Annotated in this window: 14 protein-coding genes and 1 pseudogene; 3 read left to right on the forward strand and 12 right to left on the reverse strand. The window is 70.2% G+C overall.

Annotated elements, in window-relative coordinates; translation table 11 throughout:
* Positions 1–19: 19 nt before the first annotated feature.
* The 7 genes from AC0VYM_RS19385 to AC0VYM_RS19415 all read right to left on the reverse strand — a co-directional run bounded on the left by AC0VYM_RS19385 (position 20) and on the right by AC0VYM_RS19415 (position 6,574).
* Positions 20–1,096 (reverse strand): glycoside hydrolase family 5 protein, encoded by a 1,077-nt coding sequence (locus AC0VYM_RS19385; protein ID WP_475454196.1) that lies wholly within the window; start codon positions 1,094–1,096, stop codon positions 20–22.
* 177 nt (positions 1,097–1,273) lie between these two features.
* Positions 1,274–1,456, reverse strand: coding sequence for a hypothetical protein (locus tag AC0VYM_RS19390; protein ID WP_475454198.1), 183 nt, complete (start codon positions 1,454–1,456; stop codon positions 1,274–1,276).
* Positions 1,453–2,601: an SDR family NAD(P)-dependent oxidoreductase gene (locus tag AC0VYM_RS19395; protein ID WP_475454200.1), complete on the reverse strand. Its 1,149-nt coding sequence runs from the start codon at positions 2,599–2,601 to the stop codon at positions 1,453–1,455. The genes AC0VYM_RS19390 and AC0VYM_RS19395 overlap by 4 nt, the downstream gene beginning before the upstream one ends.
* Before the next feature lie 158 nt (positions 2,602–2,759).
* Entirely contained in the window at positions 2,760–3,401 is a 642-nt protein-coding gene (locus tag AC0VYM_RS19400; RefSeq protein WP_475454202.1) for a VOC family protein, read from the reverse strand.
* Positions 3,402–3,525: 124 nt separating this feature from the next.
* A complete protein-coding gene (locus tag AC0VYM_RS19405; RefSeq protein WP_475454205.1) occupies positions 3,526–4,293 on the reverse strand; it encodes an endo alpha-1,4 polygalactosaminidase in 768 nt (255 codons plus the stop codon).
* A 400-nt stretch (positions 4,294–4,693) separates the two neighbouring features.
* Positions 4,694–5,869: a UDP-N-acetylglucosamine--N-acetylmuramyl-(pentapeptide) pyrophosphoryl-undecaprenol N-acetylglucosamine transferase gene (locus AC0VYM_RS19410; RefSeq protein ID WP_475454207.1), complete on the reverse strand. Its 1,176-nt coding sequence runs from the start codon at positions 5,867–5,869 to the stop codon at positions 4,694–4,696.
* A 144-nt stretch (positions 5,870–6,013) separates the two neighbouring features.
* Positions 6,014–6,574, reverse strand: a complete 561-nt coding sequence (locus AC0VYM_RS19415) for a TetR/AcrR family transcriptional regulator (protein ID WP_475454209.1) — start codon at positions 6,572–6,574, stop codon at positions 6,014–6,016.
* Positions 6,575–6,648: 74 nt separating this feature from the next.
* On the opposite strand from AC0VYM_RS19415, the gene AC0VYM_RS19420 reads away from it, so the two are divergent.
* Positions 6,649–7,044 (forward strand): nuclear transport factor 2 family protein, encoded by a 396-nt coding sequence (locus tag AC0VYM_RS19420; RefSeq protein WP_475454211.1) that lies wholly within the window; start codon positions 6,649–6,651, stop codon positions 7,042–7,044.
* Positions 7,041–7,250: a heavy-metal-associated domain-containing protein gene (locus AC0VYM_RS19425; RefSeq protein ID WP_475454213.1), complete on the forward strand. Its 210-nt coding sequence runs from the start codon at positions 7,041–7,043 to the stop codon at positions 7,248–7,250. Before AC0VYM_RS19420 ends, AC0VYM_RS19425 begins: the two co-directional genes overlap by 4 nt.
* Here AC0VYM_RS19425 and AC0VYM_RS19430 read toward each other — a convergent pair.
* The 4 genes and pseudogenes from AC0VYM_RS19430 to AC0VYM_RS19445 all read right to left on the reverse strand — a co-directional run bounded on the left by AC0VYM_RS19430 (position 7,229) and on the right by AC0VYM_RS19445 (position 11,597).
* Positions 7,229–8,227 (reverse strand): sigma-70 family RNA polymerase sigma factor, encoded by a 999-nt coding sequence (locus tag AC0VYM_RS19430; RefSeq protein ID WP_475454215.1) that lies wholly within the window; start codon positions 8,225–8,227, stop codon positions 7,229–7,231. The genes AC0VYM_RS19425 and AC0VYM_RS19430 overlap by 22 nt on opposite strands.
* Before the next feature lie 133 nt (positions 8,228–8,360).
* Positions 8,361–9,378, reverse strand: a pseudogene (locus tag AC0VYM_RS19435) (RNA-guided endonuclease InsQ/TnpB family protein); the annotation flags it as partial.
* Between the two features lie 171 nt (positions 9,379–9,549).
* Positions 9,550–9,948, reverse strand: coding sequence for a VOC family protein (locus tag AC0VYM_RS19440; RefSeq protein ID WP_475454217.1), 399 nt, complete (start codon positions 9,946–9,948; stop codon positions 9,550–9,552).
* The gene (locus AC0VYM_RS19445) at positions 9,945–11,597 is read right to left on the reverse strand and encodes an MFS transporter (RefSeq protein WP_475454219.1); all 1,653 of its coding nucleotides are present in this window, start codon (positions 11,595–11,597) and stop codon (positions 9,945–9,947) included. Before AC0VYM_RS19445 ends, AC0VYM_RS19440 begins: the two co-directional genes overlap by 4 nt.
* A gap of 233 nt (positions 11,598–11,830) precedes the next feature.
* Here AC0VYM_RS19445 and mgrA point away from each other — a divergent pair, with 233 nt between their 5' ends.
* On the forward strand, positions 11,831–12,826 hold the full coding sequence (gene mgrA, locus AC0VYM_RS19450; protein WP_475454221.1) for an L-glyceraldehyde 3-phosphate reductase: 996 nt from the start codon (positions 11,831–11,833) through the stop codon (positions 12,824–12,826).
* 129 nt (positions 12,827–12,955) lie between these two features.
* On the opposite strand, the gene AC0VYM_RS19455 is transcribed toward mgrA, so the two are convergent.
* Complete coding sequence (locus tag AC0VYM_RS19455; RefSeq protein WP_475454223.1) at positions 12,956–13,339, reverse strand: VOC family protein; 384 nt, start codon at positions 13,337–13,339, stop codon at positions 12,956–12,958.
* Positions 13,340–13,489 lie beyond the last annotated feature (150 nt).

Raw genomic sequence — 13,489 nt, forward strand, 5'->3', positions numbered from 1 at the left:
CCCCCGGGACCCGGGCCGGTCAGGCGGACAGTCCGCTGGTGCGGATCTGGTCGCGGATCCACTCCCCCGCGGGCTTCAGCGAGTCGGTGCCGGTGAACGGCCCGCCCGCGTCGCAGGTGCCGGTCTCGAAGACCGCGCCGGAGCGGAAGTCGTCCGAGAAGTTCCAGTTCACCCAGCTGATCTGCTCTTCGGCCATGAAGTCGAGGTAGGCCTGGGCGGCGGCGAAGTCGTTGGGACCGTCACCGGTGTGCTCCTGGGTGCCGAACTCGGTCACGAACAGGGGCAGCTCCTGGGCGGCCTCACGGAAGACGTCGAAGTGCCCGCCGCTGTGCGAGGCGGCGTAGAAGTGGTAGACGTACATGATGTTGTCGGCGTCCACCGGGTTGTCCACGATCTCGGAGTGGTCCGAGCCCTCCGAGACGCCCAGTGAGGACCAGGCGCGGGTGCCCACCAGCACGACCGCCTCGGGGTCCTGCGCCCGGATCACCGGGATGACCTCCTCGGAGTAGCCCTTCACCGAGTTCCAGGAGACCCCGTTGGGTTCGTTGGCGATCTCGTAGAGGACGTTGTCCTTGTCGGCGTGCTCGGCGGCGATCTCGGCGAAGAACTCCTTCGCGCGGTCCGTGTTGTGGTTCGGGTCGCCGGGCGTGAGCATGTGCCAGTCGACGATCACGTAGAGGCCGCGCGCGGTGCCCTCCTCGATGAGCTCGTGCACCCGGTCGGTGAAGCCGCGCGGGTCGGTCTCGTATCCGCCCTCCTGGATGTACATGGACACCCGCAGGACGTCGGCCCGCCAGTCCTGGGCCAGGGCGTCGAGCGAGGCGTCCGTCAGACACTGGTCGTACCACTGGAGCCCGTGCGAGCTCATACCGGTGAGTTGGATCGGCTGGCCGCTCTCGTCGCAGAGCTTGAGGCCGCACACCCGGAGCTGCCCGTGCTCGTCGACCGCGCTGAGCGCGGTCTCGTCGGAGACGGGGGCGACCTCGTCCGTGGAGCCGCCCGGGAACAGGGCGGCGCCCATCAGGAGCGCTCCCAGAGCGGTGATCCCGAGGGTCCTGAAGGGGTGTCTGCGGGGGGTGGAGCGGTGACGCGCCATGGAGGACCTCCAGCGGGGTACGGACCGGCGCCGCGCGAGGGGGTTCACGCGGTCCGGATCCGGAAGGAGTGTTATCTGAAGAAGCTAGGCTCCGGTCGCTCAGACGTCAAGAGTGGTGACCCATGGTGATCACCTGCTCCGGGGAGTACCCGGTCGGGCACGCCCCGGAGCCGCCGCTCAGGCGGGTTCGGGCTGGGGCTCGGGTCCGGGCGGCTCGGGAATCGGCATGGGGCCCGGTTCGGGGACCGGGGTCGGGCTCGGCTCCGGCGGCACGGGCTCGGGCGGCATCGGCGCCGGAGGGAAGGGGTCCGGCGGCATGGGGTCGGGTTGCCGCTGTGTCGGGGCGGAGTTCTCACTCATGGGGTGTCCTCCTCGTTCCGTTGGGAGATCCGTTCGACTCGGGAGCGCTGGTTCATGCGGCGGCCCGCCCGCTCGTTGAGCACGGTGACGGCGCCGACCAGGCGTCCCAGCCTGCTCTGACCCGCCTCGGAGCCGGGGCGCTCCTCCACGTGCCGGGGCGCGTCGGGCAGCAGTCGGCCGACCAGCCGCATCGCCCCCTGGGTGAGTCCGGGCGCGACACCGTGCACCGCCATCCCCGCCCGGGCCATGGGGGAGATCACGAGGAAGCCCCGGCGCCCGGCCGTGGCGCGCACGATGCGCCGGGCCGCGTGTTCGGCGCTCACGCTCACCAGGGGCAGCCCGGCGGCCAGCGCGAACCACGCGTACTCGCGTTCGGGGTCCCCGGTGAAGACCACGCCCCGGTGGGAGCCGGTGCGCATCAGCCCGGGCACCACGGTGGTCACCCGCACGCCGCTGCCGGCGGTCTCCGCCGCCATGCCCTCGGACAGCGCGGCCCAGGCGTGCTTGGCGGTGGAGTAGGGCAGCAGGTGCGGCACGGACAGGTAGGCGCCGATCGAGGTGATGTTGACGATGGTGCCCCGGGTGCGACGCAGGCGGTCCACCGCCGCTCGGGACAGGTGGAACGGGCCCCAGAACATGACGTCCATGGCCTGCCGGAAGTGGTCCTCCGTCAGGGTCTCCTGAGGGCCCACCCGCATGATCCCGGCCGAGTTGACCACCGCGTCCAGACGGCCGAAGTGCCGTTCGGCCTCGTCGAGCAGATCCTCGACCGCGTCCGCGTCGGTGACGTCGCAGACCACGCCGTGCGCCCGCACTCCCCTGCCGGAGAGCTCGGCCACCGCGCGGTCCAGGCCCTCCTGGCCGCGCGCGCAGATCACCACGGAGGCCCCGCTGGCGCCGAACTCGCGGGCCAGCTGGAGGCCGAGTCCCCGGGAGCCGCCGGTGATCAGCACGACCTTGCCGTTCATCAGCCCGGATCGACGGCGTTCGGACAGCGCCGAGGCGCCGACCCCGAGAGCGGCCCCGGCCGCGCCCCAGAGGAGGAGTTCCCCGTGGTTCCCGGGCTCGGGCTCGGGCGCCCGCTCGCGGCGGGACCACACCCACCGGAGTCCGGCCAGCGCGAGGGGTACCTTCCAGCCGCTCACCGTGCGCCCTCCCGGTCAGCGGGCGTGTGCTGGGCCTGCGGCATGTGCTCCCCTGTTCGTCGGTTACGGCGGGGGGATGTGGGTGCTGCGGTACCCGACATGAGTGGGTCGAAAACGACGGCTGGGAAGAGATGGGGGAATCCGGGTTCCCCCGTTGGTCAGCGCAGGACGAGAAGACCTCGCGGACCGCGCAGGTCCGCCTCCAACAGGGGCCGCGGCCCCCGGCGGAGGTCGAGGTCGACACCCAACGCCTCCAAGGCGGGCGCCAGCGACTCGGGATCGGGGTGCTCCGCGCGCAGGGCCAGCAGTTCGAGCGAGGGCAGGTCTCCCAGACCGGGCTGCGGGGTCCGCCCCCAGTCGATGAGGAACGGCACCGGCGCCGGATACTCGTCGGGCTCCCGTTTGGCCAGAAGCCACCGCAGCACGGTCCCGTCCGGAGTGGTCCGGGACCACGGATCCACGTCACCGGGATCGTGGCCCACCGCTCGGGCCCGATCGACGACGGTCTCCAGGTCACCGTCGACGCGCACCGCGAAGGTCGCCAGGTGGGGACGGTCCAGGTCGGCCAGCCCGAAGACACGCACCGGCCCCACCTGCTCGGGATCGGGGCCGACGATCTCCAGGTAGTAGGGCGCGCGCCGACCGTCCACGGTCAGCGCCACCAGGGCGTTGGCCGACCCCACCGGGTGCGAGCCGCCGCGGGCGGGCGTCACCCCGCTCCACCGGGCGAAGTCGGTGACCGCCTCCTCGAGGTCGGGCACCGCGTACACGAGGTGGTCCAGCGTGCCGGGGAAACTCATCCAACCCTCCTTGTCTTGACCTCAACCAAACTTCAGCTCCCAGGGTGACGGCCTACGACCACCCCCGGGACAGACTCCGTGGCCGACCACTGATCGGGCTGAGCCTGGAAGCCGCCGCCTTCGGCTAGCACTCCGCGTACACGTACTCGGGGTCCCCGGGCTCGACCAGGTCGAGGTCCCGCAGCACGAACCTGGACGGCACGTCGGGATTCTCGCACTCCACGTCGAAGTTGGTCCCGGCGTCGTCCAGGTCCCCGGGGTATTCGACGGCGATCACGTCGCTCCCGTAGACGTCCGTGTAGGCGGGGCACTCCGCCCACGCCGCACAGGACTCGGCGACCGCGAAGTCGAATCCGGCCTCGTCCCTGCCCTGCTGGGCCACCTCGGCCGCGTTCTTCTGCCCGGCGTCGAGCCCGCCCTCGTGTGCCAACCCGACGATCTCCTCGGCCAGCGCCAGGTTGTCGTCCACGGTCAGCGCCCCGTTCGACCGCAGGTAGGAGTCCAGGTTGTCGAACTCGACGGCGTCGAACCCCGCCTCAGAGCAGCGGTCGATGGTCTCCCCCAGGATCTCCGCGATCCGCCCCCGCTTCTCCTCCGTCGAGGTGTCCAGGATCATCTCGTCGGGCCATCCCGGATCCGCGACCGGTTCCCCGCCCTCGTCCAGCAGCAACAGATCGGTTCCGAGCCAGAAGTCCAGTTCCCCGGGCTGCGTCTGGAAGCCGTTGACGTAACAGACCGAATAGATTCCCGGCTCCGGCTCCGCCGTGGAGTCACGCACCACCGTGGTCACCCCGTCCGGCGGCGGGTAGGCACCGCCCAACTGATAGTCGACCCCGCCCTCCGGTAGGACCTCAGCACCACACCCCGCGAGCAGCAGGGAGAGACCCGCCACCCACCAAACCCGACCGCCCACAACTTCCCCCTACCTTGACCGCCCCAGTCAAGCAGGCCGTTCCCATCCCCGCGTGCGCGGGGAGCAGTCTTACCGTCCTGCATTTGGACGCGCTCAACAGGGTCCATCCCCGCGTGCGCGGGGAGCAGTCCGGCTTGGTCCAGGCGATGACGTCCAGGCGGGGTCCATCCCCGCGTGCGCGGGGAGCAGATCGCGAGCCACTGGATGCCGGTGGCGGTGGCGGGTCCATCCCCGCGTGCGCGGGGAGCAGACTTCTTGAACAGGGAACTTACCAGTGGCAAGGGGTCGCTTTTCCAACTTCTCGAAAGTTGGACACTGGTGATTTCCATGGACGAACGTGATTCTTCTGCATGAATGGAGACATGTTTCAGGAAATGGCTCAGTTGGCGGCGGTGAGGAGGACGTCGACGAGGCGTTCGGCGGCGTCGGGCATGCCCTTGGAACGGGCCTGGGAGGCGATGGCCTCCCGGGTGGCCGGGTCCGCGAGCAACGGCTCGACGGCGGCCTGGAGGTTGGCCGGGTTGACCTCACCGAGGAGGGCCACGGCGGCGCCGGACTCCTGGAGGTGGCGGGCGTTGTGCGCCTGCTCGTTCCCCGCCGAGGAGGCCAGCGGGATGAACACCGCGGCCTTGCCGAGGGCGGTGAGTTCGGCGATGGTTCCGGCTCCGCTGCGGGAGATCACCACGTCGGCGAGGGCCAGGACGTCGGGGAGTTCCGGGCCGACGAAGGCGGTCAGGTGGTACCGCCGGGCGAGGGCCGGGTCCAGAGCCCGGGCGCTCTCACGGAGGGCGTCGACGTTGTTCGCACCGCACTGGTGAACGACATTGGCCCTGGTGAGGAGCCACGGGAGGATGTCGCTGACGTTGGTGTTGATCTGCGCCGAACCCTGGGCGCCGCCGGTCACGTAGACGGTGGGCAGCTCGGGGTCGTACCCGGCGAAGCCCAGGCCCTTGGCCGCGAGTTCCGGCTGGCCGGTGAGGACCTCGGGGCGCACGGGGTTACCCGTCACCACGGCGGTGTCCTGGGAACCCTCGGGCAGCAGCGCCACGGAGGACTGCGCGGACACGGCGATCTGCGCGCCGGCCCGGGCGAGGACCTTGTTGGCCAGGCCGAGGCGGACGGTCTGCTCGTGCACCACGAGGGGACGACGGCACATGCGCGCGGCCAGGCCGACGGGCACGGCGACGTATCCGCCGGTGGCCAGGACCACGTCGGGCGCGAAGTCGGACACCAGCGACCGGGCCTGCGCCACGCCTCGGGGGACGTTGGTCATGTCCTTGACGTTGGCCGGGGAGACCATCTTGATCGGGTTCTTGGACCGGCGGATCTTGCCGGTGGCCACCGACTCGAAGGCGATGCCGTTGCTGGTGGCCACGCGCTGCTCGAGGCTGTCCGCCGCGCCCACCCACAGCACCTCGAGGGAGTTGCCGGTCGACTCCAGGCGGGCCCGCAGAGCGTTGACCGCGGTCAGTGCGGGGTAGGTGTGGCCTCCCGTACCCCCTCCGGTCACGATGAGGCGCAGGTTCCGGGGCGATCGGTCATGGGTGCTGTTCACACGTTTCCCATCTGGCTGCCCGCTGCCGCGGGTGGGAGAAATGGTCAGAAGGAGGGCCGCGCACTGACACGGCCCATCAGCACGGTAGTCGCGTTCGGGAGCCCTTTGTGCCAGTGGGCGGGACGAATCGGACTGGGCCCCTGGTCACACGGGCCCTTGGTGGCCGAGGACACGGAGGAGCGTGGTGTGCCGCGCCCGGTGGGTCTCCTCCTCGGTTTCGGCCTCGACGTGACCGACCGCGATGACGACCGAGACCAGCCAGTCGGTGGGAAGCGTGTCGTCGAACTCTCCGGCGAGCTGTCCCCGGTGGATCACCCTCCTGAGCCGCTCGACGACCGGGGCGTGCCGGACCTCCTCGGAGGTGTCTGTCCGGGCGTCGGACCAGAGCACCAGGTGGGGGTACCTGCCGACGGTCCGGGCGGCGGCGTCCACCAGGCGCAGCAGGGCGTCGGCGGCGGGCCCGGCATCGAGGTCGGCGGCGTCCATCGCGGCCACGGCCTCCTCGGTGATCCGGTCGAGCGCCGCCGACCGGAGCTGGGCCCGTGAGGGGAAGTGGGCGTACACGGTCTGACGGGTGACCCCGGCCTCGGCCGCGATGGTGTCCATCCTGGCCTCGGGCTGGTCGTTGAGGAGGCGGATCGCGGCGTCGAGGATCGCGGCCCGGCTGCGCTGCGCGTCGGCCCGACGGTTCGGAGCTGGGGACATCTCTTACACCTTGTCAGAATTGAACGGGTGGCATATCTTACATCGAGTCAGAGTTATGGACTCAGGGAGGAACAGTGGACACCTTCGCAGGCGACCCCGGGCGGTTCATCGTCGGTTTCCTGGATGACTTCGGGGGCGCGGTCACCGATACGGAGGAGGATCTCGCGACGATCGTCGACCGGTTCCACACCCCGGACATGGAACAGATCAACGACGGCCACCGCATGGACCGGAGCAGGCTCATCACGCACCTGGGCCCCATTCGCAGGAACAAGCCCACGTCCAGGATGGACGTGCACGATGCCACGAGTGACGGGGACCTGCTCACCGCCCGCTACACCATGCACGTGACCATGAGGGGGAAGTCCTTCTCGATCGACGTGTACTTCTTCGGCAGGTTCACACCCGACGGCCGCCTGCGCGAGTCCCACTCGCTCACCCGCATGGAGAAGGACGGGGTCCCGGCATGATCGAACGAACCTACACCGTGCTCGGCATGGCCTGCGCGCACTGCGCGGGCTGGGTGTCCGAGGAGCTGGAGCGGGTCGAGGGCGTCCTCTCGGTCACCGTGGAGGTCGAACTGGACCGGGTGACCGTCGGCAGTGACCGCGAACTGGAGGCCGACGAGGTCCGCGCCGCCGTGGAGGCGGCCGGCTACGAGCTCGCGGGACCGTGAAGGGCGGGCAGGCCGAAGAGGCGGAACAGCGCGGTGTCGAAGAAGACCGCGCAGTGGCCGATCCCCTCCTCGACCAGGGTCAGGGCGTGGATGCCGAACGCGCGGTACGAGCCGTCCTCCCCTCTGAGGTACATGCCGAACGCGGGCTGCCCGTTGGCCGAGGTCGGCACCAGGGCCAGGTCCCCGGGCCCCTTGGCCGGGCAGTGCGCGTCGATGAGCCGCCCGATGTTCTCCGCACCGCGCACCCAGGTGGCGAACGGAGGCATCTCGAAGGACGCCTCGGCGGTGAAGAGGTCAGTGAGCGCACCGATGTCGTAGGTCTCGAAGGCGGCCACGTAGCGGTCGAGGGTCTCGCGCTGGTCGGAACGGGGCTCGGGGACGGTGTCCTCGTCTGGGGTGATCCGCCCCAGCTGGGCGCGGGCCCGTTGCAGGAGACTGTTCACCGCCGGGACGGAGATGTCCAGGGTCCGGGCGACCTCCGCCGCGCTGAAGCGGAGCACGTCGCGGAGGAGCAGCACGCCGCGCTGGCGGGGCGGGAGGTACTGGAGCGCCGCGATCAGGGCGAGCCGCACGCTCTCACGCGCGGCCACCACCGCGCCCGGATCGGTGGTGTCGTCGGGGCCGCCGAGGACGTCCGGCATCGGTTCGAGCCAGGGCACGTCGCCGTGTTCCGCGAGCGCGGCCTCGGGGGTGTCCGTGGGGCCGCCGAGTCCGGTGGGGAGGGGGCGGCGGCCGCGTCTGTCCAACGCCGTGAGGCAGGCCGTGGTCGCGATCCGGTGCAGCCAGGTACGCAGGCTGGAGCGGCCCTCGAAGCGGTCGTAGCCCTTCCAGGCGCGCAGGTACGTCTCCTGGACCAGGTCCTCGGCGTCGTGCGCCGAACCGAGCATGCGGTAACAGTGCGCGTACAGCTCCCGTCGGTAGGGAGAGACGAGCCGCTCGAAGTCCTGGTCAGTCGTGTGTTCGGCCACGGACGTCACGCTACGCCCCACCTACGACAGAACGCACGGCTCCATGTAGTTCCTTTGCCAACTGCCCGTGGCTGAATCCATGGGCTTGCAGGTAGGCACCCACCTGGCAGGTGGATCCGACCTCCCGCGTCCAGCACTCTCCTCAGGTGGAGGGCACAGGGACGGTTGACTGCCGCCCCGCGGTCCACACCGCCTCACCCCGGCGGGCGAGATTGCGTGAAGCATTGACATCGGCGTGCAGCACCACACCACAACCCCGACAGACGAACCGGGCCCGCGAGGGCCGGTTGCCTCTGCACGTGTGGGCGCACTCCGAGCAGGTCTGGGAGGTGTAGGCCGGGTCCACGACCACGACCGGCACCCCCGCCCTGCGCGCCTTGTATGTGATGAAGTCGCGCAGTTGCGCGAAACTCCACGCATGCAGCGTGGCGCGTTGTTTCCTGGCCTGCCGTACCCGGCCACGGATGCCCCGAAGGTCCTCCAGGGCGATCCCGTGGCCGGTGCGTTCGGCCTGGTCCACGATGCTCTTCGAAATCCGGTGGTTCACATCCCGCGCCCGCCGGGACTCCTTGCGGCGCTGGCGTTTGAGCACCCGTAGGGCGCTCTTGGTGCCCTTGGCCTGGAGTGTGGCGCGAAGCCACATCTGGCAGCGCCGGTACCGGTTCAGCTGCCGTCCGGCATGTTGCTCCAGTGGAGGTGGTGGCGATCTCCACGATCCCCAGATCCACCCGGACGAACCCCTCCGGTTCTTCGTTCAAGGGCTCTTCGGGCACCTCGCACACTGCGGCGAGGAACCAGGCCCCGCCGTGGCAGATCAGGTCACTCTCACCCCGGCGGTACTCGGCCAGAAGTTTGAGCCGGTCCGGGGAGCTGGTGAAAGGAAGGTTCTTCAACCGCCCCTGGGTGGTCCAGATCGAGACCGTGCGGGCGTCCATCTGCCAGGACACACACCGATCGTCGAAGGGTTGGGCGGCGTCCGGGCGGAAGCTGATCGGGGTGGCCTCCACCCGTTTGCGGGTGGGTGATCCCTTCCGGCCCAGGTTCCCGGCCCGAAGGTTCGCGGCCCGAAGGTTCACGGCACGGGTGGTGTAGGCGTCAGCGACCTTGCCGATCACCCGGACCGCGGGCTGCGCCGAGAGATCGAACTCGGCCTTCAGCTGGGAACCACAAACTCCCCCGAAACCCGCCACACACCGCCCTTCGCGCTCATGATCCAGCAGGCAAGACCAATTCCTCCCGGGCGTGAACGCCCCGGCCTCCTCGCCAATCAAGCAGGTGAAGTTCTGTACCTCGGCTCCGGGCGAACCGGGACGGTCCGCCCGGGATCGGACCTAGCCACCGAGGTCACCGCGTTCCATGGCGGCGAGGGCCTCCTCGCTCATCTGGATGATCTGCACGTAGTTGCCGTCCGGGTCCTTGGCGGTGGCGAACAGGCTCCCGTCACGGTCCTCCAGCGGCGCCACCCACTCGGTGCCCCGCTCGTCCATGAGCGCGGCGACGGCGCGGGCGTCACCGACGTCGAAGTTGAGGATCATCCGGGTGGGGTCGGCCGCCTCGGCGCCGACGTCGTCACGCTGGTCGATCAGCATGTGGAACGTGCCGAACCGGAGCACCCGGTAGCCGTCCATGTCGTCGTTGCTGACGGGGTCCAGGACGGCGGCGTACCAGTCGCGCAGGCGGTCCGGATCGGTGCTGGCGAGCAGCATGCTGTCGAGGTTGGGGCGCTTCATGGTGTCCTCCCGATGGTGTCGTCGTGTTCCCTCACCCGTACCGACCCGTCCCCGCCCGGAGAGTCATCGGTCGCCTCGGACCTCGGATCGACTTTCTCCGGCACCGCTGGAGACGGGGCGGGCTCCCCCGCGCCGCGCAGCAGCCACAGGGCCAACGCCCCGAACAACGCCATCGCGACCAGACCGAACACGGCGGTGATGTTGACGCCCGTGGTGAAGGCCTCCCGAGCGGACTCCAGCAGCACCGCCCCCTGCTGAGCGGGCAGGTCCCCGGCGACGCTGGCGGCCCCCGCGAGGGTCTGACGTGCGACCTCGACCGCGCCCGGGTCCGCGACGCCCTCGGGGACCTCCACCCGGGTTCGGTAGACGGCGGCGGCCAGGCTGCCCAGCACCGCCACACCGATCGCGATGCCGAACTCGCCACTGGTCTCGGACATGGCCGCCGCCGAACCGGCCTTCTCCCGGGGCGCGGTTCCCACCACGATGTCCGCGATCAGGGCCGCGCCCGGCCCCACCCCCACGGAGGTGAGCAGCAGGCCGAGGACCACCGGGACGCTACCGCCGTCGACGGGGACGAACACCAGCACCAGGAAGCCGAGGGCGCTGACGAACATGCCGCCGCCGATCACCGTGCCCCTGCCGAACCGCTGGGCCAGGGGTGCGCAGAACATGGTGACGACGATCATCGCCAGGGTCGGGGGGAGCAACCAGAGACCGGCGGCCAGCGGGGAGTTCCCGGCGACCAGTTGGAGGTACTGGCTGAGTAGGAGGAACATGCCGCCCATCGCGACCGCGCCGACCAGCATGACCCCCAGCGCCGCGCTGAAGGAGCGCGACCGGAACAGGCTGAGGTCCAGGAGCGGGTCGGGCAGGCGCAGCTGCCTGCGCACGAACCACGTCCCCGTCGCCGCGCCGAACAGCACGGCCATCAGGGAGACGGGGCCGGAACCGCCCTCGGCGGCGGTCTTCAGCCCGTAGACCACCGGCAGGATCGCGGCCAGGGACAGGGTGACGCTGAACAGGTCCAGTCGGCCTGCGCCGGGGTCACGGTACTCGGGCAGGAGCAGGGGTGCGCAGACCAGGAGCAGGAGCATCACCGGGACGCCGAGGAGGAAGACCGACCCCCACCAGAACCACTGGAGGAACAGGCCGCCCACCAGTGGTCCGATGGCGGTCCCGCCCATGAAGCAGCTGGTCCATACCGAGATCGCCACCGCGCGCTGTGCGGGGTCGCGGAACATGTTGCTGATCAGGGCCAGGGTGGAGGGCATGAGCGTGGCCCCGGCCACCCCCATGAGGGTGCGGGTGGCGATGAGCGTCTCGGCGCTGCTGGAGAAGGCGGCCGCCACGGAGGCCAGCCCGAAGGCGGCGGCTCCGATCATCAGGAGTCGGCGGCGCCCGATCCGGTCTCCGAGGGTGCCCATGGTGATGAGGAACCCGGCGATCATGAACCCGTACACGTCCATGATCCACAGGGTCTGCGCGCCGGTGGGCCGCAGGTCGGCGGCCAGGTGTGGAAGTGCGAGGTACAGCACGCTCATGTCCAGGGACAGCAGCAGTGTGGGCAGGGCGAGCACACCGAGCCCGAGCCACTCACGTCTGGTGGCCCGTGGTTCCGCCGTCCGGCGGAGCGATGGTGTCGGGTTCATGGGGGTCCGTTCCTCGGTCAGGGGTCGAACGATCTGATTCGTTCACATGTACGGACCGTTCGGGCGCGGGGAACTCATCGGCGCGGGGTGACGCGTTGGACCGCCGGGCGGAAACAGCGCGCGGGGAGGGTGGTCTTCACGGGAAGAGGCCCTGTGGACAACGGTCCCGGGCGTGACGCACGTGCCAGAATGTGGGCCCAGCCACCCTTTCCCACCAGCCACGAGGGGCCACCATGACCTACGTCGCCGCACCCACGCGCTACGACACCATGCCCTACCGACGCTGTGGCCGTAGCGGTCTGCGCCTGCCGGCCCTGTCCCTGGGCCTGTGGCACAACTTCGGCGGAGAACGCGGGCTGGAGACGCAGCGCGACATCCTGTTGCGCGCCTTCGACCTGGGGGTCGTCCACTTCGACCTGGCCAACAACTACGGTCCTCCGCCCGGGGCTGCCGAGGAGAACTTCGGCCGCGTGGTCGCCTCGGACCTGCGGCGGTACCGGCACGAGTTCGTCGTGTCCACCAAGGCCGGGCACCTGATGTGGCCGGGGCCGTACGGCGAGTGGGGGTCTCGTAAGGGACTGCTGGCCAGTCTGGATCAGAGCCTGGAGCGCATGGGTCTGGACCACGTGGACGTCTTCTACTCGCACCGTCCCGACCCGGACACACCCCTGGAGGAGACCATGGGCGCGTTGGACACGGCGGTGCGGCAGGGCAAGGCACTGTACGCCGGGGTCTCCAACTACTCCCCCGAGCAGACCCTGGAGGCCGCGCACCTCCTGCGCGAGATGGGTACACCGCTGCTGATCCACCAGCCCTCGTACTCGATGTTCAACCGGTGGGTCGAGAACGGGCTGCTGGACGTGCTGGACGAGGTGGGCGCCGGGTCGATCGCGTACTCGCCGCTGGCCCAGGGGCTGCTGACCGACCGGTACCTGAACGGGGTGCCGGAAGGTTCGCGGGCCGCGGGCGCCAGCCCGTTCCTGAGTGAGGACGGCATCACCGACACGGTGCTCGACCGGGTCAGAGGGCTGAGCGAGATCGCGGACCGGCGCGGACAGACCCTGGCGCAGATGGCGCTGGCGTGGGTGCTGCGCGGCGGTCGGGTGACCTCCGCGGTGGTGGGCGCGAGCAGTGTGGCGCAGTTGGAGGACAACGTGGCCGCCGTCGGCAACCTGGAGTTCTCCACCGAGGAGCTCGCCGCCATCGACCGGTACGCACCGGTCGAGTAGCGGTGCGGGGCCCAGGGCCGCGTGACAGACGGCGGAAGCCGGGGTGTTGGCCGACGCTGTCCACACGGGGGGAGGGCATCCGGGTGATGGTACCCGGACGCCCTCCCCCGTGGGTGCGCCGTGCTCGGCCTACTCCTGGATGAGGCCGATGACGTTCCCGGCCGGGTCGGTGAACCAGGCGACGAGGGGGCGTCCGCCACGGACCACCCCCTTCTCGTCCTGGTCGAAGTCGTCGTACCGGAGCAGAGTGATCCCACGGTCGACCAGCCCGTCCACGGCGGCGTCGATGTCGTCCACGGTCAGGTTGAGGACGGTGAACACGGCGGGCCGGTGGTCGGGTTTCGGGTAGACGAGGATGCTGCGGTCGTTGCCCAGGTCGATCTCCAGCAGGCCGTACTCCTCCATGCCGGGGACGTCCCTGACGGTGAGGCCGAGGGTGTCGCGGTAGAAGGCGCGGGCCGTCTCGGCGTCGGGGACCGCGAAGGACCCGAAGGCCCTCGTGCTGTCGAACATGGTGTCCTCCTTGGAGGTCGCGGTGTCTTCACCCGTACTGACCAGCGTCGTTCCCGGAACTCATCGACGGGATCGGTGGATCGGGGTCAAACAATGCGGACGGTTCCGTGCACGCCCCTTGGGTGACGGGGGAATCAGCCCGGTGTTAGC

The sequence above is a fragment of the Nocardiopsis sp. iso_237 genome (assembly GCF_056173345.1).